Below are 26,195 nucleotides of genomic sequence, written 5' to 3' on the forward strand. Positions count from 1 at the left end.
GCACGGGCTCGCGCCGTGGCACGACCCGACCAACGCCGCGGCGGCCGACGACCGCGCGGCGCCCCTCCGCTCCCGCGTGCGCGCCGCGGCCCTGCCAGTGCTCGAGGACACGCTCGGCCCGGGGGTCGCCGTCGCGCTCGCCCGGACCGCCGAGCTGCTGCGCGAGGACGCGGACGCGCTCGACGCCCTCGCGGCGGAGCTCCTCGCGGCGGCGACCCGCGACACGCCCGGCGGCGGGCCGCACGACGCGTCCCCGGGCGTCGCGCTCGACGTCGAGACCCTCGCGCGGGCCCTGCCCGCGGTGCGCCGCCGCGCGCTGCGCCGGGCCGCGGTGGAGGCGGGCTGCCCCTCGGGGAGCCTGACCCGGGCCCACGTCCTCGCGGTCGACGCCCTCGTCACCGCGTGGCACGGGCAGGGTCCGGCGGCCCTGCCGGGTCCCGTCGTCGCGTCCCGCGCGTGTGGCAGGCTGAGGCTCCACCCCCGAACGCACGAAGGAGAATGACGACCGTGGATCCTGCGGACATGGGTGACGACCTCGAGCGCGTGCTGCTCACGGAGGCCCAGCTCGGTGCGCGCCTCGACGAGCTGGCGGCGCAGATCGACGCGGACTACGCGGGCAAGGAGCTCCTGGTCGTGGGGGTGCTCAAGGGAGCGGTCATGGTCATGGCCGACCTCGTGCGCCGCCTGCACTCCACGGTGCAGATGGACTGGATGGCCGTGTCGTCGTACGGCTCGGGCACCAAGTCCTCGGGCGTCGTGCGGATCCTCAAGGACCTCGACACCGACCTGACCGGGCGGCACGTGCTGATCGTCGAGGACATCATCGACTCCGGGCTCACGCTGTCGTGGCTGCTGGCGAACCTGCGCAGCCGCGGTCCCGAGAGCGTCGAGATCGCGACGATGCTGCGCAAGCCCGAGGCCGCGAAGGTCGACGTGGACGTGCGCTACGTCGGCTTCGACATCCCGAACGAGTTCGTCGTCGGCTACGGGCTCGACTACGCGGAGAAGTACCGGAACCTGCCGTTCGTCGGGACGCTCGCGCCGCACGTCTACTCGCACTGAGGCGCCCTTCCTGCCCTGGGCGAACAGACCCCGTCGATCACAGGTGCAGCGTGTAACTTCGACGCCACCTGCTGCCCTGCAACCCGGAGGGATGAGGGGGCGCCACCCCCGCTGCCCATGAATCTCAAGCGACTCACCCGCGGCCCCGCCGTGTGGATCGTGCTGGCCGCCGTCATCGTCTGGATCGGTCTCGGCACCATCTTCGGCTCCCCGCGCACCCAGCGGGTCGACACGTCCGTCGGGCTCGAGCTCCTCGACGAGGGCAAGGCCGAGCAGGTCAAGGTCACGGAGGGCGAGCAGCGCGTCCAGCTCACGCTGTCCGAGGACTACGTGGAGGGCGACGACAACCTCGGCAAGAACGTCGAGTTCTACTACGTCGAGCCGCAGGGCGAGACGGTCGTGAACGCCATCGCCGACGCGGACCCCGAGAAGGGCTTCACCTCGGAGGTCCCGCGCCAGTCGTGGTGGGGCAGCCTGCTGACGCTGATCGTGCCGTTCATCATCATCCTGGCCGTCTTCTGGTTCCTCATGTCGAACATGCAGGGCGGCGGCTCGCGCGTCATGAGCTTCGGCAAGTCGAAGGCCAAGCTCGTCAGCAAGGAGTCGCCGCAGGTCACGTTCGCGGACGTCGCGGGCGTCGACGAGGCGGTCGAGGAGCTCCACGAGATCAAGGAGTTCCTCGCCGAGCCCGCCAAGTTCCAGGCGGTCGGCGCCAAGATCCCCAAGGGCGTGCTGCTGTACGGCCAGCCCGGTACCGGCAAGACGCTGCTCGCGCGGGCCGTCGCCGGCGAGGCCGGGGTGCCGTTCTACTCGATCTCGGGCTCGGACTTCGTCGAGATGTTCGTCGGCGTCGGCGCGAGCCGCGTGCGCGACCTCTTCGACCAGGCCAAGCAGAACGCGCCCGCGATCATCTTCATCGACGAGATCGACGCCGTCGGCCGCCACCGCGGCGCCGGCATGGGCGGCGGGCACGACGAGCGCGAGCAGACGCTCAACCAGATGCTCGTCGAGATGGACGGGTTCGACGTCAAGACGAACGTCATCCTCATCGCCGCGACGAACCGTCCCGACATCCTCGACCCGGCGCTGCTGCGCCCGGGCCGCTTCGACCGCCAGGTCTCGGTGGACCCGCCGGACCTCAAGGGCCGCTCGCGGATCCTGCAGGTGCACGCGCAGGGCAAGCCGATGGCCCCGCACGTCGACCTCGACGCCGTCGCGCGCCGGACCCCGGGCTTCACCGGTGCCGACCTCGCGAACGTGCTCAACGAGGCCGCGCTGCTGACCGCGCGCACGGGTGGCCAGACGATCGGCGACCACGAGCTCGACGAGGCGATCGACCGCGTCATCGCGGGCCCGCAGAAGCGCACCCGGATCATGAAGGTCTCGGAGCAGAAGATCACCGCGTACCACGAGGGCGGCCACGCGCTCGTCGCGGCGGCGCTGCGCTACACCGACCCGGTCACCAAGGTCACGATCCTCCCGCGCGGCCGGGCCCTCGGGTACACGATGGTCATGCCGCTCGAGGACAAGTACTCCACGACGCGCAACGAGCTGCTCGACCAGCTCGCGTACGCGATGGGCGGCCGCGTCGCCGAGGAGCTCGTGTTCCACGACCCGACGACGGGCGCGAGCAACGACATCGAGAAGGCCACCGCGACGGCCCGCAAGATGGTGACGCAGTTCGGCATGAGCGAGCGCATCGGCGCGGTGAAGCTCGGCCAGGACTCGGGCGAGGTCTTCATGGGCCGCGACATGGGCCACGGGCGCGACTACTCCGAGTCGGTGGCCGCGACGGTCGACGTCGAGGTCCGCAAGCTCATGGACGCCGCGCACGACGAGGCGTGGGAGATCCTGGTCCAGTACCGCGACGTGCTCGACCACCTCGTGCTCGAGCTGCTCGAGCGCGAGACGCTGAACCAGGCCGAGCTCGCCGAGATCTTCGCGCCGGTCGTCAAGCGCGAGCCGCGCCAGGTGTGGCTGTCGAGCGAGGAGCGCGCGGTCTCGAAGCGTCCGCCGGTGCTCACCAAGGGCGAGAAGGCGGCGCAGAACGGCGCGCCGATCATCCCCGAGGACATCGCGGCCGACGCGAAGCCCGAGCACCCGGCCGAGATCCCGGTCCAGCTCCCGTGGGACGGCACCCCCGACCCGAACGCGCAGAGCTGACGGCGATGACCGTCGACGAGCACGACGACGCCCTGCCCGAGCTGCTGCCGGCGCCCCTCGCCGCGCCGGAGCGCCGGGTGGTGCCGGAGTACGACGCCGCCCGGGCGGAGGCCGCGATCCGCGAGCTCCTGCTCGCGGTCGGCGAGGACCCCGAGCGCGAGGGACTGCGCGAGACGCCGGCCCGCGTGGCCCGGGCCTACCGGGAGATCTTCGCGGGCCTGCGCCAGGAGCCCGAGGACGTGCTGACCACGACGTTCGACCTCGGCCACGAGGAGATGATCCTGGTCAAGGACATCGAGGTGTACTCGACGTGCGAGCACCACCTCGTGCCCTTCCACGGGGTCGCGCACGTCGGGTACATCCCGAGCTCCGAGGGCCGGATCACGGGGCTCAGCAAGCTCGCGCGGCTCGTCGAGGTGTTCGCGCGCCGCCCGCAGGTCCAGGAGCGGCTGACGTCGCAGATCGCCGACGCGCTGGTCGAGAACCTGGACCCCAAGGGCGTCCTCGTCGTCATCGAGTGCGAGCACCTGTGCATGTCCATGCGCGGCGTCCGCAAGCCGGGCTCGCGCACGGTCACGTCGGCGGTGCGCGGGCAGATGCGCGACGTGGCCACGCGGGCCGAGGCGATGAGCCTCGTCCTGGGACGCTGACCGGGGCCTAGGCTCGGCCCCGTGAGCACCGGAGCACGCCCCGCACCCCTGCCCGAGCACCTCACGGGTGCGGGGCGCACGCTGGTGATGGGGGTCGTGAACGTGACTCCCGACTCGTTCTCGGACGGTGGCCGGTGGTTCACGCCCGGTGACGCGGTCGCGCACGGCCTGGCGCTCGTCGAGGCCGGGGCGGACCTGCTCGACGTGGGCGGCGAGTCGACCCGGCCGGGCGCGCGCCGGGTCGCGGTCGAGGACGAGCTCGAGCGCGTGCTCCCGGTCGTCGCCGAGCTCGTCGAGCGCGGCGCCACGGTGAGCGTCGACACGACGCGTGCGGTCGTGGCCCGCGAGGCCGTGGCGCGCGGCGCGTCGATCGTCAACGACGTCTCGGGCGGGCTCGCCGACGACGCGATGCTCGCGACGGTCGCGGAGACCGGTGCCGTGTACGTCGCGATGCACTGGCGCGGGCACGCGGACGTCATGGACGCGCGCGACGACTACGACGACGTGGTGGCCGACGTCCGCCGCGAGCTCGCCCAGCGGGTCGACGCGCTGCGCGCCGCGGGCGTGCGCGACGAGCAGGTGGTGCTCGACCCGGGGCTCGGGTTCGCGAAGCCGGGCGCGAGCAACTGGCCGCTCCTCGCGCGGCTCCCCGAGCTCGTCGCGGACGGGTTCCCGGTGCTCGTCGGGGCGTCCCGCAAGCGCTTCCTCGGGCACCTGCTCGCGCAGCCGGACGGCACGCCCGCACCGCCCCTCGCGCGCGACGGCGCGACGGCGGCGGTCTCGGCGCTCGCGGCGGCCGCGGGAGCCTGGTGCGTGCGGGTGCACGAGGTGGCAGGCTCGGCGGACGCCGTGCGGGTCGCAGCGGCCTGGCGACGGGCGGGTGGCGGCGCGGGCGGCGACACGAGCGGGGCGGGGCGGACGGTTCGGACGACGGGAGGCGAGCGGTGAACGTGCACGCGAACGGTGAGGCCGGCCGGCCGGCACGCGGGCGGGACCCGTACGCGCTCAGCGCGGCGGTCGCCCACGACGCGTCGGGCCGGCGGCTCGACCGCATCCGGGTGCTCGGGATCTCCGCGATCGGCTACCACGGGGTCTTCGAGCACGAGCGCCGCGACGGCCAGGAGTTCGTCGCCGACGTCGTCGTGCACCTCGACACCCGGCGCGCCGCGGCCCGCGACGAGCTCGCGCTCACGCTCGACTACGGGACGCTGTCGCAGCACGTCGCCGGGGTGCTCTCGAGCGACCCCGCCGACCTGATCGAGACGGTCGCCGAGCGGATCGCCGCGACGGTCCTGGCGTTCCCCCAGGCGGTGGCCGTCGACGTCGCGCTGCACAAGCCGCGCGCCCCGATCCCGGTGCCGTTCGACGACGTCGTCGTGGAGATCTACCGCGACCGCGACAAGCTCCCCGCGGCCGAGCCGTGGCGCCCCGCGGAGGAGGACGGCCGCGACCGGGCCGCGGTGACGTCGGCCCCGGTGCGCACGGTCACCGCGCAGCTGCCCACGGTCGCGGCCGCCTCCCCCGTCCCCGTCGCCTCCGCCGCTCCGGTCGCCGCGTCGTCGTCGTCCGGGCCGCGCGCCGCCGAGCCGGTGCCCGACCCCCACCCGCCGACCCCGCACCCGCCCGCCCCGCACCCGCCGGCACCCCTCCCGCCCGTCCCGACCGGCCCGCACCCCGGCGCCCCGTCGCCCGCTGACCCGACCGACCCCCTCGTGCGCACCACCGCCTTCCCCTACGACGAGGGCCCCTACCAGCCGCGGCCCTACCGGCCCGAGACCCTCGCGGCGGAGCCGCACGCGGAGCCCGACGAGACGCCGGGGACGCACCACTCGGGACCCGTGCGCGTCGACGGCGGCGCGCCCGCACGCCACGGCGCCGTGGGTCACCCGGTGCCGCCGGCGCCGGAGCTCGCGCCGCACGCCCGGGCGACCCGCCCCGAGCTCCTCGGTGGTCCCGGTGACCCGGAGGACGACGTGGTCGAGGGCGAGCTCGTGAGCGACGCGCTCGACGAGGCGCCGCACCGCCCGGTCGACGTGGTCCTCGCGCTCGGCTCGAACCTGGGTGCCGCGCAGGAGACGCTGCGCGACGCGGTGTACGACCTCGCCGAGGTCCCGGGCATCGAGGTCGTCGACGTGTCGCCGCTCGCGCGCACCGCCCCCGTGGGCGGCCCGGACCAGCCCGACTTCCTCAACGCGGTCGTCCTCGCCCGCACGACGCTCGCGCCCCGCGACCTGCTGCGCGCGACGCAGGCCGTCGAGCAGCTCCACGGACGCGAGCGGCACGAGCACTGGGGGCCGCGGACGCTCGACGTCGACATCATCGTCTACGGCACGACGCTCGCCGTGACCGAGGACCTCGAGCTGCCGCACCCGCGCGCCCACGAGCGCGCGTTCGTGCTGCAGCCCTGGGCCCAGGTCGCTCCCGACGCGGTGCTGCCGGGGCTCGGTGGCGGACCCGTCGGCGCGCTCGCCGCGACCGCGCCGGACCGCGACGGGATCCGCTGGCTCGCGCTCGACTGGCTCACGGTCCCGGTACCGGCCGTGCAGCCGGAGCCCGCCGGCGGTGAGCCGGGGACCGGGCCGCACCCGTGATGCACCGCACGCGATGGCAGACGCTCGCGCTCTGGGCGTTCGCCACCACCGCCCTGAGCGCGCTGCTGGTCCGGGCGCTCGCGAGCCGCGGCGTCCAGGTGCCCGAGGTCCCGTGGCTCGTCGTCGGCGTCGAGCTCGTCATCGCGGCCGTCGTGCTCTCGATGGGTTGGGCGGTCCGGCAGTTCCTGCAGGGCAAGCGGCCCGACCTGTCGCCGATCCGCGCCGCGCGGACCGCGGTGCTCGCGAAGGCGGCCTGCTACACCGGGGCGGTGCTCGTCGGCTGGTACGGCGGCCAGGTCCTCGCGGTGCTCGGCGACCTCGACATCGAGCCGCAGCGCGCCCGTGCCGCGGCCGCGGGGCTCGCGGTCCTCGGTGCGCTGGTGCTCGCGGTCGTCGGGCTCGTCGTCGAGTGGTTCTGCCGCGTGCCGCCACCCGAGGACGGGGTCAAGGACGACCCGTCGCGCCCCCGCGAGCCCGCACCGGACCCCGCCGCGGGCTGACCCGACGGCGGGCGTGCGGGGTCCCCGACCCCGCCCAGCCCGTCGGACGCCGGGTCCTGGACCTGGGTCGGACGAGGTCCACCGCAGGACCGATCCGGCGGCACCGGTCGCGGTGGAAGGATGAGTGCATGACGACTGCACCCGGACGCGCGCCCGGCGGCCCGTTCGACCCGACCGGCGTGACCTGGACCCCCGTGTCGCCCCGGCTCGCCGGCGCGCGGCTCACGGCCATGGGGATCACCACCGCGATCGTGCTCCTGGTCCTCGTGCCGATCCCGTTGCTCACGGGCGCCGTGTGGACGTGGGTGTTCCCCGCGGTCGTCGTGGCGCCGATGCTGTGGGCCGCGGTGCTCGTGCCGCGGCAGGTGCGGGCGCACGCGTACGCCGAGCGCGCCGACGACCTCCTCGTGCGCAAGGGGATCCTGTTCCGCCAGCTCGTCGTCGTCCCGTACGGGCGGATGCAGTACGTCGACGTCACCGCGGGCCCGCTCGCCCGACGGTTCCGGATCGCGTCCGTGCAGCTCCACACCGCGTCGCCGAACACCAACGCGACCATCGACGGCCTGCCGCCCGAGGAGGCCGCGCGCCTGCGCGACCAGCTCGCGTCGCGCGGCGAGGCGCAGCTGGCGGGGCTGTGAGCGAGCGCGGCAGCGACGTGGACCGCCCGGCCGAGCCGGCGGAGGGGTGGCCGGTCCCGACGACCGCGGTGCCGGACCCGCCCGGGCCGGGGGCTCCCGGGGAGGGTGCCGCCTCCGCCGAGCGCGTCCCGGCGCGCCCCGACCTCGTGAAGCAGGTGGCCGCCGGTCCCGACGCGCAGCCTGCGGCGGCCCCGGCGCCTGACGACGTCGTGCCCCGCGACGCGACGCCCGGTGACGTCGCGCCCGACGGCGCCCTGCCCGCGGACGTCACGCCCGGTGGGGGCCCGACGCTGCCCGAGCCCGCCGCGGACTCGCGCGTCTGGCGCCGGATGCACCCCGTCACCCCGGCCATCAAGGGCTGGCGCGTGCTCGTCGGCGCCATCGCGGTGCTCGGGTACCAGTTCGGCGACGACCTGCGGAACGCAGCCGAGCTCGTGGGCGACGGGCGCTGGCGGTTCGTCGTCGGGGGCCTCGTGCTCGTCGCCGCGATCGGCTTCGTGTACGCGCTGCTCGCGTGGCGCATGACCCGGTTCGCGGTGACCGACCAGGCCGTGCACCTGCACACCGGCGTGCTGTTCCGCCAGCAGCGCCAGGCGCGGCTCGACCGGCTCCAGGCCGTCGACGTCGTGCAGCCGCTGCTCGCGCGGATCACCGGGCTCGCCGAGCTCAAGCTCGAGGTCGCCGGCGGCTCGGGCTCCGCGGTCTCCCTCGCGTTCCTCAAGCAGGACGAGGCGGAGGCGCTGCGCTCGGAGCTGCTCGCGCGCGCCGCGGGCCTGCACGTCGAGGCGGGGGCGCCGCAGGGCGGGCTCGTGGTCGAGGCGGCGCCGGAGCAGCAGGTCTTCGAGGTTCCGATGGCGCGGCTCGTGCAGTCGGTGCTGCGCTCGGGCGTGATGGTCTGGGCGGGCGTGTTCATCGTGCCGGTCGTGGTGGGTGTGGCCTGGACGCGGGAGCCGGGCGCCGTGTTCATCGTCGTGCCCGCGCTCTTCGGGATCGCCGGCGCGATCTGGTCGTCGGTCAACCAGGGCGCGAACTTCCGCGCCGCGATCTCGCCCGACGGCATCCGGCTGCGCCACGGCCTCACGGAGTCACGCGCCCAGACGGTCCCGCCGGGCCGCGTCCAGGCGCTCGCGATCACGCAGGGCCCGCTGTGGCGGCGCAAGGACTGGTGGCGCGTGCAGATGAACGTCGCGGGCTACGGGGGAGCGAGCGAGCAGCAGACGGAGAACGTGCTGCTCCCGGTCGGGACGCGCGACGACGCGGTGCTGGCCCTGTGGCTCGTGCTCCCGGACCTCGGGGTGGCGGACCCGCGCGCGGTCGTCGAGGCGGGGCTCTCGGGCTCCGCGGCCGACGACGCCTTCGGCTTCCTCACCGTGCCGCGCCGCGCGCGCCTGCTCGACCTGCTCGCGTGGAACCGGCGCGGGGTGCTCGTGACCGAGCGCGCGCTGCTCGTGCGCTCCGGGCGGCTCATCCGCCGGCTCGTCGTCGTGCCGCACGAGCGCACGCAGTCCCTGCAGCTCGACCAGGGCCCGCTCCAGCGGCGGTTCGGCGTCGCGTCGCTCGTCGTGCACTCGACGCCCGGCCCGGTCAGCCCGCGCGTCGACCACCTCGACGCGGCGGTCGCGGCCGCGCTGCTCGACGAGCAGGCGGAGCGTGCCCGCGCGGCCCGCGCCAGCGCGGGTCCCGAGCAGTGGATGCGGCGCGAGGGCACGGCGTGAGCGGTGCGAGCCGGCCCGGGCGCCTCGGCGTCGGCGTCGTGGGTGCCGGCCGGGTCGGTGCGGTGCTCGGCAGCGCGCTGCGGGCCGCGGGCCACCCGGTCGTCGCGGTCAGCGCGATCTCGGCGCAGTCGCGCGAGCGCGCCGAGCAGCTGCTGCCGGGCGTGCCGGTCGTCGACGTCCCGGAGGTCGTGCGCCGCTCCGAGCTCGTGCTGCTCGCGGTGCCCGACGACGCGCTCGAGGGGCTCGTGACCGGGCTCGCGGACGTCGGTGCGTGGCAGATGGGCCAGATCGTCGCGCACACCTCCGGGCGGTACGGCGTCGGGGTGCTCGCCGCGGCGCGGCCTGCGGGCGTGATCCCGCTCGCGCTGCACCCCGCGATGACGTTCACGGGCACGTCGCTCGACCTCGCACGGCTGGTCGGCTGCACGTTCGCCGTGACCGCACCGGGCCCGGTGCTGCCGATCGGCCAGGCGCTCGTCGTCGAGATCGGCGGCGAGCCGGTCGTGGTCGCCGAGGAGGCCCGCCCGCTCTACCACGCAGCCCTCGCGCACGGCGCCAACCACCTCGTCGTGCTCGTCGCGCAGGCGGCGCAGGCCCTCGCGGCCGCGGGGGTCGACGACCCGGGCCGCGTGCTCGGGCCGCTGCTCTCGGCGGCGCTCGACGGGTCGCTGCGGGCGGCGTCCGCGGGCGCGCCGGCGGGCTCGGGCGGTGCGTCGGGCGGCGGACCGGGCGCGATCACCGCGCTCACGGGACCGGTCCGACGCGGGGACGCCGGCACGGTCCGCGACCACGTCGAGGTGCTCGGCGCGCTCGGGGCGGGCACGGGCGCGGTCGACGTGCCGCTGAGCTACCGGACCCTCGCGCGCGCGGCGACGTCGCGCGCGCTCGCGGCGGGGCTGCTCGACGCCGGCGCCGCGCAGTCGCTGCTCGACGTGCTCACCGAGCCGCTCCCGGTGGCGGGCATGCCGGGGGACCCCGCAGCGTTGGACGGGGTGGGAGCCACTGGCCCCGACGCACCGGGGGGCGCGCAGGACGCGCCGGACCCCGAGGACCACCGCACGCAGGAGGACGACGCATGACCGCGCACGAGCACCGCGCCGGACCGGCCGACGGACCGGCCCTGGTCCGCACGCGTGAGGAGCTGGCACTCGCCCTCGCGGCGCAGGACACCGCAGGTGTCGGCACGTCCGGCCTCCCCGCACGCGCGGTCGTCATGACGATGGGTGCCCTCCACGCCGGACACCTCGAGCTCGTGCGCGCGGCGCGCGCGGCCGCCCGGCACGTCGTCGTGACCATCTTCGTGAACCCGCTGCAGTTCGGTGCCGGCGAGGACCTCGACCGCTACCCGCGCGACCTGGACGGCGACCTCGCGCTGCTCGGCGGCGACGGCCTGCTCGGCCCCGGCGACGTGGTCTTCGCGCCGACCCCGGACGTCGTGTACCCCGACGGCGACCCCGTGGTGCGCGTCGCGGCCGGCCGCGTCGGCGACGTGCTCGAGGGCCGCTCGCGCCCGGGCCACCTCGACGGCGTCCTGACCGTCGTGCTCAAGCTGCTGCACCTCACGCGTCCGTCGGTCGCGCTGTTCGGCGAGAAGGACGCGCAGCAGCTGAGCGCGGTGCGCCGCATGGTCCACGACCTCGACGTGCCGGTGGAGGTGCGCGGGGTCCCCACGGTCCGCGACGCCGACGGCCTCGCGCTGTCCTCGCGCAACGCGTACCTGAGCCCCGCGGAGCGCACGCAGGCGCTGTCGCTCTCGCGCGGGCTCGCGGACGCCCGGGAGCTCGCCGAGGCCGGCAAGGACCCCGGCGACGTGGTGCACGCGGTGCACGCCGCCCTCGCCGCGGCGGGGGTCGTGGACGTCGACTACGTCGCGCTCGTCGACGCGGCAGGCTTCGACGACGTACGACCCGGGTTCGCCGGCACCGCGGTCCTCGCGGTCGCCGCCCGCGTAGGCTCCACCCGGCTCATCGACAACGTCCGGCTGACCCTCGGAGACCCCGAGCAGGCCGGGCCCGACCGACCCGAGGGGACCCGATGACCTCGCTCCAGCGACCGATGATGATCGGCAAGATCCACCGTGCGACCGTGACGCAGGCCGACCTCCACTACGTCGGGTCCATCACGGTGGACGCCGACCTGCTCGCCGCCGCGGACCTGCTGCCCGGGCAGCAGGTCGACGTCGTCGACGTCACGAACGGCGCGCGGCTGACGACGTACGCGATCGCGGGCGAGGCCGGCTCGGGCCAGGTGTGCATCAACGGGGCGGCCGCGCACCTCGTGCACCCCGGCGACGTCGTGATCCTCATCGCGTACGGGATGCTCTCGGACGCCGAGGCGCGCACCTACTCCCCGCACGTCGTGCTCGTCGACGGGGACAACCGCATCGTCGGCGCCGGCGACGACCCCGGGCAGGTGCCGCCCGAGTGGACCGAGCTCTCGGGGCTCGAGCCGAGCGGCGTGCCGTTCGCGCAGGGCCGCTCGCTCGTGCAGGGCCCGCACCCGGCGATCCCTGGCACGGCGCGATGACCCTGGCCCCGGCGCCGGCGAACCCCCAGGGGCTCGAGGCGCGCGAGGGGGAGGGCGTCGTCCTCGCCTCGCACCTCGCGGCGCCGGAGCCGGGCTGGACCGTGCGGGCCGACGCGGTCGTCGTCGGCTCGGGCATCGCCGGCCTCACGGCCGCGCTCGAGCTGCGCACCCGCGTCCCGCGCGTGCTGCTCGTGACCAAGGGCGTGCTCGCGTCGGGGTCGACGCTGTGGGCGCAGGGCGGCATCGCGGCCGCGCTCGACCCGACGGACTCGCCCTCGGCGCACCTGACCGACACGCTCGTCGCCGGGGCCGGCGTGTGCGACCCGCGCGCGGTCGAGGTGCTCGTGACCGAGGGGCCCGCGCGCGTGCGGGAGCTCGTCGCGGGCGGTGCCGTGTTCGACCGCGCGGCCGACGGCGAGATCGCGCTGACCCGCGAGGGCGGCCACCACGCCGACCGGATCGCGCACGCCGGCGGGGACGCGACCGGTGCCGAGATCTCCCGCGCGCTCGTCGCGCAGCTCGACGCGGTGCGCGCCGACCCGGGCATCGAGGTCGTCGAGCACGCGCTCGTGCTCGACCTGCTCACGGGCCCGCGCGGGCCGCACGGCGAGCCCGGCGCGGTGTGCGGCGTGACGCTGCACGTGATCGGGGAGGGCACGCGCGACGGCGTCGGCGCGGCGCTGGCCCCGGCGGTCGTGCTCGCGACCGGCGGGATCGGGCAGGTGTTCCGCTCGTCGACGAACCCGGTGCAGGCGACGGGCGACGGGATCGCCGCGGCGCTGCGGGCCGGTGCCCGGCTCGGGGACCTCGAGTTCGTGCAGTTCCACCCGACGGTGCTGTGGCTCGGGTCGGGCGTGCGCGGGCAGCTCACGCTCGTCTCGGAGGCCGTGCGCGGCGAGGGCGCGTACCTGCTCGACACGGACGGCGTGCGCTTCATGCCCGCGGTGCACCCGATGGCCGAGCTCGCGCCGCGGGACGTCGTCGCGCACGCCATCGTCACGCAGATGGCCCGGACCGCCTCCGAGCACGTGCTGCTCGACGCGCGGCACCTCGGCGCCGACTTCCTGCGCCGGCGCTTTCCGACGATCCACGAGCGCCTGCTCGAGCACGGCATCGACCTGACGACCGATCTCGTGCCGGTCGCCCCGGCGCAGCACTACCACTCGGGCGGCATCGTGACCGACCTCGTGGGCCGGGCCTCGCTGCGCGGGCTCTACGCCGTCGGCGAGGTCGCGTGCACCGGCGTGCACGGCGCGAACCGGCTCGCCTCGAACTCGCTGCTCGAGGGCCTCGTGTTCGCGCACCGCGCCGCGCGGGACATCGCCGAGCGGGTCGGCGCCGGGGACCTCGTCCCGGAGGAGCCCGAGCAGCGTCCGGGACGAGCCGCGCTGGTGGCGGGCGCCAGCCGCTCACGGATCCAGCGGCTCGCGTCGTCGGGCCCGGGCGTGCTGCGCTCCGCGGACGGCCTGCGGGCCGCCGCCGAGGGGCTCGCGGGGGTCCGGACCGACGCGCACGTCGTCTCGCACGGCTCGTCGGGGGTCGTGGCCGACCCGCAGACCGCCGAGTGGGAGACCACGAACGTGCACCAGGTCGCGACCGCGCTCACCGTGACCGCGCTCGAGCGCCAGGAGAGCCGCGGCGGCCACGCACGGACCGACTTCCCGGTGCCCGACGACGCGTGGCGCCTGCGGATCGAGGTGCGCCTCGACGCCGACGGGCGGCTCCTGACCGAGCGGGTGCCGCTCGCCGGGGACGTCCCGCCGGCCTGACGTCAGCGCCCCGGCACCTCGACCGGGAGCCCGGCGCGACGCCACGCGCTCGTCCCGCCCACGACGTTGACGGACTCGACGCCCTGCGCCTCGAGCCACCCCGCGGCCTGGGCCGAGCGCCCGCCCGACTCGCACACGAGGTGCACGGGCGTCGGCAGGCCGAGGACCTCGGGTGCACGGGCGACGAGCTCCGACAGCGGCACCGACACCGCCCCGGGGACGTGCCCGCCGGCGTACTCGTCGGCCTCACGGACGTCCACGAGGGTCGCCGTGGGGTCCTCGCCGAGCAGCGCGTGCAGCCGGGCGACGTCGATCTCGTTCACGCGGGTCCTCCTGGGGTGCGACGGTGGTGCAGGACGGCGGTGGTGCGCCGGGCCCGCCGACGGGCGGCCGCGTCCCAGGATGGGGTGCCCGCGCCCCGAACGGAAGCGACACGGCTGGCGCGGTGCACGGACGGACGCCGGTCCGCGTCCGCGCGCCGCGCGGCTACCGTGGCGCCGTGACCGCGCAGACCCCGCCCGACGCCGCACCGCACGACGCCGCACCGCAGGACGCCGTGGCCGCCCAGACCCGGCCCGACGCCGCGTGGCTCGCGCGGCTCGTCGGGACCGCCCTCGACGAGGACCTCGGCCCGGCGCCCGGCCGCGACGTGACGACGCAGGCGACCGTCCCGGTGCACGAGACCGGCACGGCGGACGTCGTCACGCGCGCCGACGGGGTCGTCGCGGGGCTCGTCGTGGTCGCCGAGGTCCTCGACCAGGTCGCGGACCGGCTCGCGCTCGCGGCCGTGGCGGTCGACCTGCACGTCCCCGACGGCACGCGCGTGCGCCGCGGCGACGTGCTCGCGACGCTCACCGGGCCCGTCCAGGTCCTGCTCGTCGCGGAGCGGACGCTGCTCAACCTGGTCTCGCGGGCGTCGGGCGTCGCGACCCACACGCGCCGCTGGGCGGACGCGCTCGACGGCACGGGCGCGCAGGTGCTCGACACCCGCAAGACGACGCCGGGGCTGCGCGCGCTCGAGAAGTACGCGGTGCGCTGCGGCGGCGGCACGAACAAGCGCCTGGGCCTCTACGACGTCGCGATGGTCAAGGACAACCACGTCGTGGCCGCGGGCTCGGTCGCGGCGGCCGTCGAGGCGGTGCGCACGCGCTTCCCCGACGTCACGATCCAGGTCGAGGCCGACACGCTCGCGCAGGCGCTCGAGGCCGTCGAGGTCGGCGCCCGCTTCCTGCTGCTCGACAACATGCCGCCCGCCGTGCTGACCGAGGTCGTGGCCGCGGTCCGGGCGGGCGAGGGCCGCACCGGCAAGGTCGAGCTCGAGGCGACGGGCAACCTGACGCTCGACGTCGCCGCCGACGTCGCGCGCACCGGCGTCGACTACCTCTCCGTGGGGGCCCTGACGCACTCGAGCCCGATCCTGGACGTCGCTCTCGACCTGACGCCCGCCGGGACCGCCTGACGACGGAGCGAGGTGCGCCGGTCGGTAGGATCGTCCGGTGACCGAGAGCGTGCCCGCCGGGGCGGACGACGAGCTGACCGAGGACCTCCCCGAGCAGATGCGGGTCCGCCGCGAGAAGCGTGAGCGCCTCCTCGCCGAGGGCGAGGCGTACCCGGTCTCCGTGCCGCGCACCCACACCCTCGCGCAGGTCCGGGCGGCGTACCCGGACCTCGAGCCGGGCACCGAGACGGACGACGTCGTGGGCGTCGCGGCGCGCGTGGTGTTCCTGCGCAACACCGGCAAGCTGTGCTTCGCGACGCTCCAGGACGGCGAGGGCACCCGGCTGCAGGTGATGCTGAGCCTCGCCGAGGTGGGCGAGGAGTCGCTGGGCCGCTTCAAGGCGCTCGTCGACCTCGGCGACCACCTCTTCGTGCACGGGCGCGTCATCTCCTCGCGCCGCGGCGAGCTCTCGGTGTTCGCGGACGGCTGGCAGATCGCGGCGAAGGCGCTGCGCCCGCTCCCCGTGCTGCACAAGGACCTCTCCGAGGAGGCGCGCGTCCGCCAGCGCTACGTCGACCTCATCGCCCGCCCGGCCGCGCGCGACGCGGCCCGGCTGCGCGCCGCCGTCGTGCGCTCGCTGCGCGACAACCTGCACGGGCGGGAGTTCCTCGAGATCGAGACGCCGATGCTGCAGACGCAGGCGGGCGGCGCCGCCGCGCGCCCGTTCGTCACGCACATGAATGCGTTCGACATCGAGCTGTACCTGCGGATCGCCCCCGAGCTGTTCCTCAAGCGTGCGGTCGTCGGTGGGATCGAGCGCGTCTTCGAGATCAACCGGAACTTCCGCAACGAGGGCGCCGACTCCACGCACTCGCCCGAGTTCGCGATGCTCGAGGCGTACGAGGCCTACGGCGACTACGACACGATGGCGACGCTCACGCAGGACCTCGTGCAGACCGCCGCGAACGACGCGCTCGGCGGCACGGTCGTGACGCTCCCGAACGGCGAGGAGTACGACCTCGGCGGGCGGTGGACGCAGCTGTCGATGTACGAGTCGCTCTCGGAGGCGCTCGGCGAGGAGATCACGCACGACACCCCCGACGAGCGGCTCACGACGCTCGTGGAGAAGTTCGACATCCAGATCGACCCGCGCCGGCAGAACCACGGCAAGCTCGTCGAGGAGCTGTGGGAGCACCACGTCGGGAACGACCTGTGGGCGCCGACGTTCGTGCGCGACTTCCCGGTCGAGACCAGCCCGCTCACGCGCGACCACCGCACCAAGCGCGGGCTCGTCGAGAAGTGGGACCTGTACGTGCGCGGTTTCGAGCTCGCGACCGCCTACTCCGAGCTCGTCGACCCGGTGATCCAGCGCCAGCGTTTCGAGGCGCAGGCGCTGCTCGCGGCCGCGGGCGACGACGAGGCCATGCAGCTCGACGAGGACTTTCTCACCGCCGTCGAGTACGCGATGCCGCCGGCCGGTGGCATGGGGATGGGCGTCGACCGCCTGCTCATGGCGCTCACGGGGCTCGGTGTCCGCGAGACCATCCTGTTCCCGCTGGTGAAGCCGCAGGCCTGAGCAGAAATGCAGCCGGGCGCCCGTCGAGGGCGCCGGGCGTAGACTTGTCGCGATGAACGACTTCCTTCTCGCCCTCGCCGCGCTGCTGCCCTCGGTGGGCGTCGGCGCGATCTTCTGGTATGTGATGCGCTCGCTCGTGAATGCCGACCGCACGGAACGTGCCGCATTGGCGCGCATGGATGCGCAGGACGCGGAGCGCGCGGCGAAGGCCAAATCCGCCCGGGTTGAATCAGATATCTGACACTCGCTGTTCCCCGGTGCTCGGGCGTCCCCTTTGACGCAACTTTCGAATGGTGCGATGCTGCGTTCAACACCCCCGTGAGAATCCCCCCTCGCACCAGGAGAAGAACAATGGCCCAGAAGGTCCAGGTCCTGCTCGTCGACGACATTGACGGCGGAACCGCAGACGAGACCGTCTCTTTCTCGATCGACGGCGTCTCGTACGAGATCGACCTGACGTCGGCGCACGCGAACGAGCTGCGCGAGTCGCTCGCCACGTGGGTGGGTCACGCGCGCAAGACCGGTGGACGCGCGTCCTCGTCGGCCGGCCGCGGCGGGCGCAGCACGCGCCGTTCGTCGGGCTCGTCCTCGAGCGGCGACGCGGGTGCCATCCGCGACTGGGCCAAGGCGAACGGTCACCCCGTCTCGGAGCGCGGCCGCATCTCGGCGGACGTCAAGGCCGCGTACGAGGCTGCGCACTGACGCCAGACGGATCCCCGTCGCGGTCGCCCGCGACGCGCAGGACGTGACGAGTGCCCGGCACCACCCCATGGGTGCCGGGCACTCGTGCGTCCGGACGGGGTGGGAGGGCACCCGGACCGGACGGGACGCGCGCCCGGTCCGCACCGGGCGGACGCGCGCCGGGCGGCTCAGGCGGGACGGGTCCCGGTGAGCTCGCGGACGGCCGCGTACTGCGCGCGCACGTGCGGCGCGGGCTCGGCGCGGTAGACGGTCGACTCGCCGGCACCGGTCCACGCGGGCGGCGTCGGCTCGCCCGAGAGCACCCAGGCCGCCTGGCGCGCGGCCCCGTCGGCGACGTACTCGCCGGGCGTCGGCACGGTCACGTCGAGCCCGAGGACGCTCGGCGCGATCTCGCGCACCGCCTGCGACTGCGCGCCGCCGCCGATGAGGAACACGCGCTCGACCTGCACGCCCTGCGCCCGCAGTGCGTCGAGGCCGTCGGCGAGCGCGCACAGCATGCCCTCGACGGCCGCGCGGGCGAGGTGCGCCGGGGTCGTGTTCGCGAGCCGCATGCCGTGCAGCGCACCCGTCGCGTCCGGCTTGTTGGGCGTGCGCTCACCCTCGAGGTAGGGCACGAGGACGAGCCCGTCGGCCCCGGCGGGTGCGGACAGCGCGAGCTCGGAGAGGCCCGCGTGGTCGACCCCGAGCATGCGCGCGGCGGCGTCGAGGACGCGGGAGGCGTTGAGCGTGCAGGCCAGCGGCAGGAACGCCCCGGTCGCGTCGGCGAAGCCCGTGACGAGGCCCGAGCCGTCGGCGCTGGGCGCGGAGGCGATCGCCGAGACGACGCCGGACGTGCCGATCGAGATCGCGACGTCGCCGGGCACGAGCCCGAGGCCGAGCGCCGCGGCGGCGTTGTCGCCGGCGCCGGCGCCGAGCAGCGGACCGCGCGCGCCGACCGTCGAGGTCCCGGCGGGCTCGCCCGGGCGCACGACCCGCGGCAGCACCGCGTCGTGGCCGAGCGCGAGCTCGAGGAGGTCGCGGCGGTAGTCGTCGGTGAAGGGGGACCAGTAACCGGTTCCGGACGCGTCGGAGCGGTCGGTCGTGAGGGCCTCGAGCCCGGTGCGGCCGGAACCCGGCCCGTGGCCGGCGAGGCGCCACGTGAGCCAGTCGTGGGGGAGGGCGACGGCGGCGACGCGCGCGGCGTTCTCCGGCTCGGCGTCGCGCAGCCAGCGCAGCTTCGTCACGGTGAGCGAGGCGACGGGCACCGAGCCGGTCGCCTGGGCCCAGGCGCTCGCGCCGTCCAGCAGCGGGGCGCCGCCGTCAGCGCTGGCGGCGCCGGCGGCACCGTCGCGCGGCGTGCCATCGAGCTCCCCGATGAGGTCGAGGGCTGCCTGCGCGGAGCGCGTGTCGTTCCACAGCAGCGCGTCGCGGACCACGTGGCCGTCCGCGTCGAGGGCGACCATGCCGTGCTGCTGCCCGCCGACGGCGATCGCGTCGACGTCGTCGAGCCCCCCGGCGTCCGCGATCGCGGCCTGGAGCGCGTCCCACCAGCGGGCGGGGTCGATCTCGGTGCCGTCGGGGTGCGAGGCGCGCCCGGAGCGGACGAGCGCCCCCGTCTGCGCGTCGCGGACGACGACCTTGCAGGACTGGGTGGAGGAGTCCACCCCGGCGACGAGCGTCATGTGCGTGTGCCCTTCGTGCGAGGAGCCGGGCCCGGCGTCCGCGTGGTGCGGTCGCCGGGCCCGGCCGGGGTTTCTCGGGTCGTGCGGTCGTGCTGGTCCGGCAGCGGTCAGCGCGCGCCGATGGCGTGCTCGAGCGCGAGCTGGTTGAGGTGCACGAAGTCGAAGCCGCGCGCCGCGACGGCGTCGACGTCGAGGTCCTCGTACGCGGACGTGTCGGCCAGCAGGTCGGCCAGCGTCTCGCCCTCGCTCAGGGTCGGCTGCGCGAGCTCGAGCACGCCGGACGCCTCGAGCGCCGCCTGGACCTCGGGGTCGGCACGGAACGCCAGCGCGCGCTCCTTGAGCAGCAGGTAGGTGCGGATGTTCGCCTCGGCGGACGCCCAGACCCCGTCGAAGCTCTCGGTGCGCGAGGGCTTGTAGTCGAAGTGGCGGGGGCCGTCGTAGCGCGGTCCGCCGCTCGGGAAGCCGTTCTCGATGAGGTCGACCGTCGCGAACGCGGAGAACAGGTCGCCGTGGCCGAAGACGAGGTCCTGGTCGTACTTGATGGACCGCTGGCCGTTGAGGTCGATGTGGAACAGCTTGCCCGCCCACAGCGCCTGGGCGATGCCCGACGTGTAGTTGAGGCCGGCCATCTGCTCGTGGCCCGTCTCGGGGTTGAGGCCGACGATGTCGCCGTGCTCGAGCTTGGCGATGAAGCCGAGCGCGTGGCCGATCGTCGGGAGGATGATGTCGCCGCGCGGCTCGTTGGGCTTGGGCTCGATGGCGATCTTCAGCCCGTAGCCCTTCTCCTTGATGTACGCGGCGACGGTGTCGATGCCCTCGGCGTAGCGGTCGTGCGCGGCGTTGAGGTCCTTCGCGGAGTCGTACTCCGCGCCCTCGCGCCCGCCCCACATGACGAACGTGTCGGCGCCGAGCTCGGCGGCGAGGTCGACGTTGCGGACGATCTTGCGCAGCGCGTAGCGGCGCACGCGGCGGTCGTTCGAGGTGAACGCGCCGTCCTTGAACATCGGGTGCGAGAACGTGTTCGTCGTGACCATCTCGACGGTGATGCCGGTCTCGTCGAGCGCGCCCTTGAAGCGGGCGAGGATCTCGTCGCGCGTCTTCGCGTCGGAGCCGAACGGGACGACGTCGTCGTCGTGGAACGTCACGTGCGCGACGCCGAGCTTGGCGAGCTGGTGCACGGACTCGACCGGGTCGAGCCACGGGCGGGTCGCGTCGCCGAACTGGTCGCGCGCCTCCCACCCGACGGTCCAGAGACCGAACGAGAACTTGTCTGCGGGGGTGGCCTTGGGCGCCATCGGGTTCTCCTCCACGAGAGCCGGCGGGATTTGTTGTATGAGTGAACTTATGCGCGCGAACGGCTAGGGTCAAGTCATGACGTCCGACCGGTCCGCTGCCGCTGCCTCGTTCGAGGTGTCGGCGCAGGCCGCCGCGCCCGCTGCCGCACCGACGGGCCGCGCCGTCGCCCGGGGCGTCCGGGCGTCCGGCGCGCTCCCGGCGCGGGGCCGTCCGTCGGCGACCCGCGTGCGGGCGCCGGGCCGGGCCGCGGGGCAGGCGTCGCTGCGCGAGCACAACCTCAGCCTCGCGCTCCAGCACGTCCTCGACGCCCACGCGCCGCTGTCCCGCGCCGACATCGCGTCCGCGACCGGGCTGGCCCGCGCGACCGTCTCGGGGCTCGTGGACCAGCTCATCGCCGCGCAGCTCGTCGTGGAGCTCGAGCCGCTCGTCTCGCAGCGCGCGGGGCGTCCGGCGGTCCCGCTCGCGCCCGCACGCGGCACCGTGGCGGCGCTGGGCATGGAGGTCAACGTCGACTACGTCGGGGTGCGCGCGCTCGACCTCGCGGGGCGCGTCCTGACCGAGCGGGTCGAGCTGGGGGACCTGCGCGGCAGCCGGCCGGAGGCGGTGCTCGACCGGCTCGCGCAGATGGCAGGGCGGGTCGCGGCGAACCTCAGCGCGGACGGCGTGCGGGTCGCCGGCACGGCGCTCGCGCTGCCCGGGCTGGTCGACCGCGTGACCGGGCCGCTGCGCGTCGCGCCGAACCTCGGGTGGCGGGACGTCGACGTCGTCGCGCACCTGACGAGGCACCCGGTGCTCGCCGGGTTCCCGCCGCGCCTGGCCAACGAGGCGAACCTCGCCGCGCGCGCCGAGGCCCATGCGCGCAGGTCGGCGGGCCGCCCGAGCTTCGTGTACGTCTCGGGCGAGGTCGGGATCGGCGGCGCGATCGTCCTCGACGGCGAGATCTTCCTGGGGCGGCACGGGTGGAGCGGCGAGCTCGGGCACACCGTGCTCGACCCGTTCGGCCCGGGCCGCGGCACGCTCGAGGAGTACGCGGGGCTCGACGCGCTCGTGCGCGGGGCGGGGCTCGAGCCGGGCGCGCCGCTCGCGAGCCTCGTCGCGGCCGCCGACGCGGGGGACCGGGCGGCGCTCGAGTCCCTCCGCCGGGGCGGCACCGCGCTCGGCGTCGCGCTCGCGAACGTGGTCAACGTCGTCGACGTCGGGCTCGTCGTGCTCGGCGGCACGTTCGGGCAGATCTACCCGCACGTGCGCGACGCGGTCGCCGAGCAGCTCGAACGCTGTGTCATCTTCGGGGGGTGGTCGCCCGTCGAGCTGAGCGAGGCCCGGGCGGGGGAGTACCCGGCGATGACCGGGGGTGCCCTCGCGGTGCTGCGCGCGGTCGCGGCGGACCCGATCGGCTGGTTCGGCACGGGCGACGGGGCGGGCCCGGGCGCCCGGAAGGTGCCGGCGCGCACGTGACGTCGGCGGGCGGGCGGCGGGGTGACTCGCACGTTCGGGTGACGCCGCCCGGCAGTCGGGTGTCCGATTCGTCCATGTGACCGCTCACATCGATGCAGACGGGCATCGTCACCGGGATGTGATCCCGCCGTTGTGGAATCGTGACCTTCAACAGTTGTACTGTCCTTGCGCAGGATGGCTTCACATCCTAAATTCAACGCGACAACAAACTCGGGTCGGCCGGCCCGGGTGCAGATCAGGCGAGGGTGCCTGACGGCGACCGCAGGTCGTCACGGGGTACCCCGAACCCGACGCGAGGACGCGTCACCTCACCGCCGGGCAGTCCGGCGGTCGGACGAAGGGTCGACAACGATGTCTCTCAGAAACACCAAGGTCGTCGCGGCGTTCGCCGGCGCGGCGCTGCTCGTGGGCGGCCTCGCGGCGTGCAGCGACGAGCGCGCGGCCGAGACCCCCGAGGGCGACGGCACCGCCGCCGCGGGCGGCCTCATCGGCATCGCGATGCCGACCAAGAGCCTCGAGCGCTGGAACAAGGACGGCGCGCACCTCGAGGAGCTCCTCCAGGAGGCCGGCTACGAGACCACGCTCCAGTACGCCGACAACCAGGTCGACCAGCAGATCACGCAGCTGCAGAACATGATCAACCAGGACCCCGAGGTGCTCGTCGTCGCCTCGATCGACGGCACCGCGCTCGGCCCGGTGCTCGCGCAGGCGAAGGAGAAGGACATCGCGGTCATCGCCTACGACCGCCTCATCAACGGCACCGACGACGTCGACTACTACGCGACGTTCGACAACTACAAGGTCGGCCAGCTCCAGGGCGAGTTCATCGTCGAGCAGCTCGGCCTCGAGACCGAGGCGGGCCCGTTCAACCTCGAGCCGTTCGCGGGCTCGCCGGACGACAACAACGCCAAGTTCTTCTTCTCCGGCGCGTGGGACGTCCTCAAGCCGTACGTCGACGAGGGCAAGCTCGTCACGCCGTCGGGCAAGGCCCCGAAGAGCAACGACGAGTGGACCAGCATCGGCATCCAGGGCTGGGGCTCCGACGACGCCCAGTCCGAGATGGAGAACCGCCTGAACTCGTTCTACGCGGGCGGCACCAAGGTCGACGTCGTGCTCTCCCCGAACGACTCGCTCGCGCTCGGCATCGAGCAGGCGCTCGAGGGCGCCGGCTACACGCCGGGCTCCGACTGGCCGCTCATCACGGGCCAGGACGCCGACGAGGCCAACGTCAAGAACATGCTCGCCGACAAGCAGTCGATGACGGTCTGGAAGGACACCCGCACGCTCGGTGACCAGGTCGCCAAGATGGTCGACCAGATCGTCACGGGCGAGGAGGTCGAGGTCAACGACGAGGAGACCTACGACAACGGCAACAAGGTCGTCCCGACCTACCTCCTGCCCCCGCAGGTCGTCGTGAAGGACGACGTGGAGTCGGTGCTCGTCGAGTCCGGCTTCTACGAGGCCAGCGACCTCGGTCTCTGACCCGAGGTCCCGTCGGCCGGTCGGGGTGGCGCACGCCGCCCCGGCCGGCCTCCGCCGGGACCGTGCCGGGCGTCCGGCGGTCCACCGACCAGCACACGACTGCGAGCAGACATGACAGGCGATCACACGATCCTCGAGATGCGGGGCATCACCAAGACGTTCCCGGGCGTCAAGGCGCTGCAGGACGTCACCCTCGAGGTCAGGCGCGGGCAGGTCCACGCGATCTGCGGGGAGAACGGGGCCGGCAAGTCGACCCTGATGAAGGTCCTCTCGGGCGTGTACCCGCACGGGACCTACGAGGGCGACATCCTCTTCGAGGGCGAGCCCTGCGAGTTCAAGGGCATCCGCGACTCGGAGGAGCGCGGGATCGTCATCATCCACCAGGAGCTCGCGCTGAGCCCGTTCCTGTCGATCGCCGAGAACATCTTCCTCGGCAACGAGCGCTCGAAGCGCGGTGTCATCGACTGGAACAGCACGAACGCCGAGGCCGCGAGGCTGCTCGCCCGGGTCGGGCTCACCGAGAGCCCCGACACCAAGATCATGGACATCGGCGTCGGCAAGCAGCAGCTCGTCGAGATCGCCAAGGCGCTGTCCAAGCGCGTCAAGCTGCTCATCCTCGACGAGCCGACGGCCGCGCTCAACGACGACGACAGCGCGCACCTGCTCGACCTGCTCCGCAGCCTCCAGGGCCAGGGCATCACGTCGATCATCATCAGCCACAAGCTCAACGAGATCGCCGCGATCGCGGACACCACGACGGTCATCCGCGACGGCCGCACCATCGAGACGATGTCGATGCACGGCGACGAGCCCGTCTCCGAGGAGCGGATCATCCGCGCGATGGTCGGGCGCTCGCTCGACGCGCGGTTCCCCGACCGCGACCCCGTGATCGGCGAGGAGGTCCTGCGCATCGAGGACTGGACCGTCCACCACCCCGTGGACCACGGCCGCGTCGTCGTCGACAGCGCCAACCTCTTCGTGCGGCGGGGCGAGATCGTCGGCATCGCGGGCCTCATGGGCGCGGGCCGCACCGAGCTCGCGATGAGCGTGTTCGGCCGCGCGTACGGCTCCAACATCTCGGGCCGCATCCTCAAGGACGGCAAGCCGATCCAGGTCGGCTCGGTGCGCGAGGCGATCCGGCACGGCATCGCGTACGCGACCGAGGACCGCAAGCGCTACGGCCTCAACCTCATCGACACCATCAAGCGCAACGTCTCGTCGGCCGCGCTCGGCAAGGTCGCCCGCCTCGGCGTCGTCGACCGCGAGGGCGAGACGAAGATCGCCGAGCAGTACCGCAAGGACCTCAACGTCAAGACCCCCACGGTCGAGGCCCTCGTCGGCAAGCTCTCGGGCGGCAACCAGCAGAAGGTCGTGCTGAGCAAGTGGATCTTCGCGGACCCCGACGTGCTCATCCTCGACGAGCCGACCCGCGGGATCGACGTCGGCGCCAAGTACGAGATCTACACGATCATGAACGCGCTCGCGGCCCAGGGGAAGGCGATCATCGTCATCTCCTCCGAGCTCCCCGAGCTCCTCGGGACCTGCGACCGCATCTACGCGCTCTCGCAGGGGCGCATCACGGGTGAGGTGTCCCGCGAGGACGCGACCCAGGAGACCCTCATGCACTACATGACCATGGAGAAGGACGGGGCCGCCCGATGAGCACCACCACGACACCCGAGACGCCGGCGCAGGCCCGGGTCTCGCCGCTCGCGCGCCTCCAGGGCATGGGCGGCAACATGCGCCAGTACGGCATCTTCGGCGCGCTCGTCGTGATCGTCGCGCTGTTCCAGGTCCTCACCGACGGCAAGCTCCTGCTGCCCAACAACGTCGCGAGCCTGATCCAGCAGAACGCGTACGTCATGATCCTCGCGATCGGCATGGTCATGGTGATCGTCGCCGGGCACATCGACCTGTCGGTCGGTTCCCAGGTCGCGTTCATCGGCGGGCTCGTCGCGCTGATGATGACGGACTACGGCCTCCCGTGGCTCGTCGCGGTCCTGCTCGGCCTCGTGGTCGGGGCGCTGGTCGGTGCCTGGCAGGGGTTCTGGGTCGCCTACATCGGGATCCCGGCGTTCATCGTCACGCTCGCGGGGATGCTGATCTTCCGCGGGTTCGCGATCCTGCTCGTCGGCGTCACCGTCGCCGGCTTCCCCGCGCCGTTCATCGACATCTCGGGCGGCTCGATCCCGAACTTCCTCGGCTTCGCCGGGAACGCGGACGCCGTGACGCTCGTGCTCGGCGCGCTGGTGATCGCGGCGCTCGTCGGCAGCCAGGTCCGGGCGCGCTCCGTGCTCAAGAAGCACGACCTCAAGACCGAGGCCTTCCCGCTGTTCCTGACCAAGATCGTGCTCATCACGGTCGGCATCGGCGCGGTCACCTGGGTGCTCTCGCAGAGCGCGGGCGGCACCCCGATCGTCCTCATCATCGTCGGCGTGCTGATCCTCGCGTACACGTTCCTCATGGGCCGCACGGTCTTCGGCCGGCACATCTACGCGATCGGCGGCAACGTCCAGGCGGCGGTCCTGTCCGGGGTCAACACGCGCAGCGTGAACTTCTGGATCTTCGTCAACATGGGCTTCCTCGCCGCTGTCGCGTCCGTCGTCGTGACCTCGCGCGCCGGGGCGGCGGTCGCGGCCGCCGGCCAGAACTACGAGCTCGACGCGATCGCGGCCTGCTTCATCGGCGGTGCGGCGGTCACGGGCGGTGTCGGCCGGATCTCCGGGGCCATCATCGGTGCGCTCATCATGGGCGTGCTCAACATGGGCCTGTCGATCCTCTCGGTCGACCCGGCCGTGCAGCAGGCGATCAAGGGCTTCGTGCTCCTGCTCGCCGTCGCGTTCGACCTCATCAACAAGCGCCGCGCGGGCGGCGCGCGCTGAGCCCGAGGCATCCCGCTCTCCCGACGCGCCCGCGTCGACCGGCCCTGCGGGGTCGCGTCGGCGCGGGCGCGTCGCGTCCGGGCCGAGGG

General features: G+C 74.2%; 24 protein-coding genes. 21 read left to right on the plus strand and 3 right to left on the minus strand.

All coding sequences use genetic code 11. From position 1 onward, the window contains the following. The 13 genes from AB6N24_RS14555 to AB6N24_RS14615 form a co-directional block, all read left to right on the plus strand. Positions 1-502: TilS substrate-binding domain-containing protein (locus AB6N24_RS14555; RefSeq protein WP_412870106.1), on the plus strand; the 502-nt coding region annotated here is incomplete at its 5' end. A 5-nt stretch (positions 503-507) separates the two neighbouring features. Then, the gene (gene hpt, locus AB6N24_RS14560) at positions 508-1,062 is read left to right on the plus strand and encodes a hypoxanthine phosphoribosyltransferase (protein ID WP_412870107.1); all 555 of its coding nucleotides are present in this window, start codon (positions 508-510) and stop codon (positions 1,060-1,062) included. 117 nt (positions 1,063-1,179) lie between these two features. Beyond that, positions 1,180-3,225, plus strand: coding sequence for an ATP-dependent zinc metalloprotease FtsH (gene ftsH, locus AB6N24_RS14565; RefSeq protein ID WP_412870108.1), 2,046 nt, complete (start codon positions 1,180-1,182; stop codon positions 3,223-3,225). A 5-nt stretch (positions 3,226-3,230) separates the two neighbouring features. Beyond that, positions 3,231-3,875, plus strand: coding sequence for a GTP cyclohydrolase I FolE (gene folE, locus AB6N24_RS14570; RefSeq protein ID WP_412870109.1), 645 nt, complete (start codon positions 3,231-3,233; stop codon positions 3,873-3,875). Positions 3,876-3,962: 87 nt separating this feature from the next. Next, positions 3,963-4,823: a dihydropteroate synthase gene (folP, locus tag AB6N24_RS14575; protein ID WP_412870127.1), complete on the plus strand. Its 861-nt coding sequence runs from the start codon at positions 3,963-3,965 to the stop codon at positions 4,821-4,823. Beyond that, a complete protein-coding gene (gene folK / locus AB6N24_RS14580; RefSeq protein WP_412870110.1) occupies positions 4,820-6,466 on the plus strand; it encodes a 2-amino-4-hydroxy-6-hydroxymethyldihydropteridine diphosphokinase in 1,647 nt (548 codons plus the stop codon). Before folP ends, folK begins: the two co-directional genes overlap by 4 nt. Continuing rightward, a complete protein-coding gene (locus tag AB6N24_RS14585; RefSeq protein ID WP_412870111.1) occupies positions 6,466-6,966 on the plus strand; it encodes a DUF3180 domain-containing protein in 501 nt (166 codons plus the stop codon). The genes folK and AB6N24_RS14585 overlap by 1 nt, the downstream gene beginning before the upstream one ends. A gap of 128 nt (positions 6,967-7,094) precedes the next feature. Continuing rightward, entirely contained in the window at positions 7,095-7,604 is a 510-nt protein-coding gene (locus tag AB6N24_RS14590) for a PH domain-containing protein (RefSeq protein ID WP_412870112.1), read from the plus strand. Continuing rightward, complete coding sequence (locus AB6N24_RS14595) at positions 7,601-9,319, plus strand: PH domain-containing protein (protein ID WP_412870113.1); 1,719 nt, start codon at positions 7,601-7,603, stop codon at positions 9,317-9,319. Before AB6N24_RS14590 ends, AB6N24_RS14595 begins: the two co-directional genes overlap by 4 nt. Then, a complete protein-coding gene (locus tag AB6N24_RS14600) occupies positions 9,316-10,398 on the plus strand; it encodes a Rossmann-like and DUF2520 domain-containing protein (protein WP_412870114.1) in 1,083 nt (360 codons plus the stop codon). The genes AB6N24_RS14595 and AB6N24_RS14600 overlap by 4 nt, the downstream gene beginning before the upstream one ends. After that, positions 10,395-11,357, plus strand: a complete 963-nt coding sequence (gene panC / locus AB6N24_RS14605) for a pantoate--beta-alanine ligase (RefSeq protein ID WP_412870115.1) — start codon at positions 10,395-10,397, stop codon at positions 11,355-11,357. The genes AB6N24_RS14600 and panC overlap by 4 nt, the downstream gene beginning before the upstream one ends. After that, positions 11,354-11,845, plus strand: a complete 492-nt coding sequence (panD, locus tag AB6N24_RS14610; protein WP_412870116.1) for an aspartate 1-decarboxylase — start codon at positions 11,354-11,356, stop codon at positions 11,843-11,845. Before panC ends, panD begins: the two co-directional genes overlap by 4 nt. Then, complete coding sequence (locus AB6N24_RS14615) at positions 11,842-13,614, plus strand: L-aspartate oxidase (RefSeq protein ID WP_412870117.1); 1,773 nt, start codon at positions 11,842-11,844, stop codon at positions 13,612-13,614. Before panD ends, AB6N24_RS14615 begins: the two co-directional genes overlap by 4 nt. A 2-nt stretch (positions 13,615-13,616) precedes the next feature. Here AB6N24_RS14615 and AB6N24_RS14620 read toward each other — a convergent pair whose 3' ends face one another. Beyond that, entirely contained in the window at positions 13,617-13,937 is a 321-nt protein-coding gene (locus tag AB6N24_RS14620; RefSeq protein WP_412870118.1) for a rhodanese-like domain-containing protein, read from the minus strand. A gap of 233 nt (positions 13,938-14,170) precedes the next feature. On the opposite strand from AB6N24_RS14620, the gene nadC reads away from it, so the two are divergent. The 4 genes from nadC to AB6N24_RS14640 all read left to right on the plus strand — a co-directional run bounded on the left by nadC (position 14,171) and on the right by AB6N24_RS14640 (position 17,330). Then, complete coding sequence (nadC, locus tag AB6N24_RS14625) at positions 14,171-15,073, plus strand: carboxylating nicotinate-nucleotide diphosphorylase (protein WP_412870128.1); 903 nt, start codon at positions 14,171-14,173, stop codon at positions 15,071-15,073. Between the two features lie 97 nt (positions 15,074-15,170). Continuing rightward, positions 15,171-16,628, plus strand: coding sequence for a lysine--tRNA ligase (gene lysS, locus AB6N24_RS14630; RefSeq protein WP_412870129.1), 1,458 nt, complete (start codon positions 15,171-15,173; stop codon positions 16,626-16,628). 52 nt (positions 16,629-16,680) lie between these two features. After that, on the plus strand, positions 16,681-16,869 hold the full coding sequence (locus AB6N24_RS14635; protein ID WP_412870119.1) for a hypothetical protein: 189 nt from the start codon (positions 16,681-16,683) through the stop codon (positions 16,867-16,869). A gap of 110 nt (positions 16,870-16,979) precedes the next feature. Then, on the plus strand, positions 16,980-17,330 hold the full coding sequence (locus AB6N24_RS14640; RefSeq protein ID WP_412870120.1) for a histone-like nucleoid-structuring protein Lsr2: 351 nt from the start codon (positions 16,980-16,982) through the stop codon (positions 17,328-17,330). A gap of 167 nt (positions 17,331-17,497) precedes the next feature. On the opposite strand, the gene AB6N24_RS14645 is transcribed toward AB6N24_RS14640, so the two are convergent. After that, complete coding sequence (locus AB6N24_RS14645; protein ID WP_412870121.1) at positions 17,498-18,991, minus strand: xylulokinase; 1,494 nt, start codon at positions 18,989-18,991, stop codon at positions 17,498-17,500. A gap of 107 nt (positions 18,992-19,098) precedes the next feature. Beyond that, complete coding sequence (gene xylA / locus AB6N24_RS14650) at positions 19,099-20,286, minus strand: xylose isomerase (protein ID WP_412870122.1); 1,188 nt, start codon at positions 20,284-20,286, stop codon at positions 19,099-19,101. Between the two features lie 76 nt (positions 20,287-20,362). On the opposite strand from xylA, the gene AB6N24_RS14655 reads away from it, so the two are divergent. The 4 genes from AB6N24_RS14655 to mmsB all read left to right on the plus strand — a co-directional run bounded on the left by AB6N24_RS14655 (position 20,363) and on the right by mmsB (position 26,106). After that, positions 20,363-21,742: an ROK family protein gene (locus AB6N24_RS14655; RefSeq protein WP_412870123.1), complete on the plus strand. Its 1,380-nt coding sequence runs from the start codon at positions 20,363-20,365 to the stop codon at positions 21,740-21,742. A 351-nt stretch (positions 21,743-22,093) separates the two neighbouring features. After that, the gene (gene chvE / locus AB6N24_RS14660; RefSeq protein WP_412870124.1) at positions 22,094-23,224 is read left to right on the plus strand and encodes a multiple monosaccharide ABC transporter substrate-binding protein; all 1,131 of its coding nucleotides are present in this window, start codon (positions 22,094-22,096) and stop codon (positions 23,222-23,224) included. A gap of 111 nt (positions 23,225-23,335) precedes the next feature. Then, complete coding sequence (gene mmsA, locus AB6N24_RS14665; RefSeq protein ID WP_412870125.1) at positions 23,336-24,886, plus strand: multiple monosaccharide ABC transporter ATP-binding protein; 1,551 nt, start codon at positions 23,336-23,338, stop codon at positions 24,884-24,886. After that, a complete protein-coding gene (gene mmsB, locus AB6N24_RS14670; RefSeq protein WP_412870126.1) occupies positions 24,883-26,106 on the plus strand; it encodes a multiple monosaccharide ABC transporter permease in 1,224 nt (407 codons plus the stop codon). Before mmsA ends, mmsB begins: the two co-directional genes overlap by 4 nt. The last annotated feature ends 89 nt before the right edge of the window (positions 26,107-26,195 follow it).

This window comes from Cellulomonas jepli, from assembly GCF_047229345.1.
GTDB lineage: Bacteria > Actinomycetota > Actinomycetes > Actinomycetales > Cellulomonadaceae > Cellulomonas_A.

Excerpts from the sequence above, each read along its gene's own strand:
- ftsH (WP_412870108.1), top strand. The coding sequence starts at position 1,180 with ATGAATCTCAAGCGACTCACCCGCGGCCCCGCCGTGTGGATCGTGCTG.
- folE (WP_412870109.1), top strand. The coding sequence starts at position 3,231 with ATGACCGTCGACGAGCACGACGACGCCCTGCCCGAGCTGCTGCCGGCG.
- folP (WP_412870127.1), top strand. The coding sequence starts at position 3,963 with ATGGGGGTCGTGAACGTGACTCCCGACTCGTTCTCGGACGGTGGCCGG.
- AB6N24_RS14585 (WP_412870111.1), top strand. The coding sequence starts at position 6,466 with ATGCACCGCACGCGATGGCAGACGCTCGCGCTCTGGGCGTTCGCCACC.
- AB6N24_RS14590 (WP_412870112.1), top strand. The coding sequence starts at position 7,095 with ATGACGACTGCACCCGGACGCGCGCCCGGCGGCCCGTTCGACCCGACC.
- panC (WP_412870115.1), top strand. The coding sequence starts at position 10,395 with ATGACCGCGCACGAGCACCGCGCCGGACCGGCCGACGGACCGGCCCTG.
- panD (WP_412870116.1), top strand. The coding sequence starts at position 11,354 with ATGACCTCGCTCCAGCGACCGATGATGATCGGCAAGATCCACCGTGCG.
- AB6N24_RS14615 (WP_412870117.1), top strand. The coding sequence starts at position 11,842 with ATGACCCTGGCCCCGGCGCCGGCGAACCCCCAGGGGCTCGAGGCGCGC.
- lysS (WP_412870129.1), top strand. The coding sequence starts at position 15,171 with ATGCGGGTCCGCCGCGAGAAGCGTGAGCGCCTCCTCGCCGAGGGCGAG.
- AB6N24_RS14635 (WP_412870119.1), top strand. The coding sequence starts at position 16,681 with ATGAACGACTTCCTTCTCGCCCTCGCCGCGCTGCTGCCCTCGGTGGGC.
- AB6N24_RS14640 (WP_412870120.1), top strand. The coding sequence starts at position 16,980 with ATGGCCCAGAAGGTCCAGGTCCTGCTCGTCGACGACATTGACGGCGGA.
- AB6N24_RS14645 (WP_412870121.1), bottom strand. The coding sequence starts at position 18,991 with ATGACGCTCGTCGCCGGGGTGGACTCCTCCACCCAGTCCTGCAAGGTC.
- xylA (WP_412870122.1), bottom strand. The coding sequence starts at position 20,286 with ATGGCGCCCAAGGCCACCCCCGCAGACAAGTTCTCGTTCGGTCTCTGG.
- AB6N24_RS14655 (WP_412870123.1), top strand. The coding sequence starts at position 20,363 with ATGACGTCCGACCGGTCCGCTGCCGCTGCCTCGTTCGAGGTGTCGGCG.
- chvE (WP_412870124.1), top strand. The coding sequence starts at position 22,094 with ATGTCTCTCAGAAACACCAAGGTCGTCGCGGCGTTCGCCGGCGCGGCG.
- mmsA (WP_412870125.1), top strand. The coding sequence starts at position 23,336 with ATGACAGGCGATCACACGATCCTCGAGATGCGGGGCATCACCAAGACG.
- mmsB (WP_412870126.1), top strand. The coding sequence starts at position 24,883 with ATGAGCACCACCACGACACCCGAGACGCCGGCGCAGGCCCGGGTCTCG.